The following is a 1552-nucleotide window of genomic DNA, read 5'->3' on the forward strand; positions in this document are numbered from 1 at the left end:
GACACCGACGACCACCCCGACACCCGCACCCACCTCCCGCACGCCCTCGCCCACGCCCTGACAGCCCCCCAACTCGCCCTCCACCACGGCACCCCCCACACCCCGCACCTCACCCACCTGCCGCCCCAGGACGACGCCGGACAGCCGCTCGGCCGCCGGGACGGCACCGTGCTGATCACCGGCGGGGCCGGAGGGCTGGGCGCGCTGGTCGCCCGGCATCTGGTGGCGACGTACGGCGTACGGCACCTGCTGCTCGCCAGCCGCCGCGGCATCGACACACCCGGCGCGCCTGAGCTGCAGGAGCACCTGCGGGCGGCCGGTGCGGAGGCCACGTTCGCCCGCTGCGACCTCACCGACCGCGACGCCGTGGCCCGGATGCTCGCCGGCCTTCCCGACGACCGCCCGCTGACCGCGGTCTTCCACGCCGCGGGCGTCGTCGCCGACGCCACGATCGCGTCCCTTACGCCCGAGGCGCTTCGTGACGTCCTCGCTCCCAAGATCGACGCCGCGACGCATCTGGACGAGCTGACGCGCGACCTCGATCTCGACGCCTTTGTTCTCTTCTCGTCGATCGCCGGTGTGCTGGGCACACCCGGGCAGGGAAACTACGCCGCGGCCAACGCCTGGCTCGACGCCCTGGCCGCCCGCCGCCGGGCCCTGGGCCGGGCGGGGCAGGCCCTGGCGTGGGGCCTGTGGGGCGACGTCGGCGGCACCGGCGGCATGGGCGCCGCGCTCGGCGAAGCCGAACTCGCGCGCTGGAACCGCAGCGGCATCGCGCCGCTGACGCCTGAACTCGGGCTCGCGTCCCTCGACGCGGCGCTGCGCACCCGTACGCCGAACGTCATCCCCGTGCGCATGGATCTCCCCGCGCTCCGCGCGCAGGCCGAGGCCGGCGACGTGCCGTACCTCCTCCGCGGCTTCGCCCCCCGCCGCCGCGCCCGCCGGGTGGCGGCGGGGACGGCGACCGGCACGTCCGCCCTCGCCGCCCGGCTGGCGGGTCTCGACGCGGAGGCCCAGCACGCCGAGCTGACCGGACTCGTCCGTACCCAGGCCGCGTTGGTCCTCGGCTACGACGACGCGGCAGCCGTCGACGTCGAGCAGGACTTCAAGGCGCTCGGCTTCGACTCACTGACCGCAGTCGAGCTGCGCAACCGCGTCAACGCCGCGGCGGGCGTGCGCCTCGCTCCCACCGTCGTCTTCAACTACCCCACGCCCGCGGGCCTCGCCCGCCATCTGCGCGACGAAGTGCTCGGAGCCGTCACAGCCTCCGGGGCGGTGCAGGTGACCGCTGTGGACGCGGACGACCCCGTGGTCGTCGTGGGGATGGCGTGCCGCTATCCCGGCGGTGTGACGTCGCCGGCGGAGCTGTGGGATCTGGTGTGGTCGGGGCGCGAGGGGATCTCGGAGTTCCCGACCGACCGCGGCTGGGGAGCCGACCTCTTCGACGCCGACCCCGACAAGTCGGGGAAGTCGTACGCGCGTCACGGCGGCTTCCTCCATGACGCGGGGGACTTTGATGCGGAGTTCTTCGGTGTTTCGCCGCGTGAGGCGT

At 74.7% G+C, this 1552-nt stretch carries 1 protein-coding gene; it reads left to right on the plus strand.

What is annotated here, in order from left to right:
- Positions 1-1552 (plus strand): type I polyketide synthase (locus B124_RS36990; RefSeq protein WP_496507406.1); only part of this gene is annotated, 1552 nt, incomplete at both ends.

The sequence above is a fragment of the Streptomyces sp. CNP082 genome, from assembly GCF_059570535.1.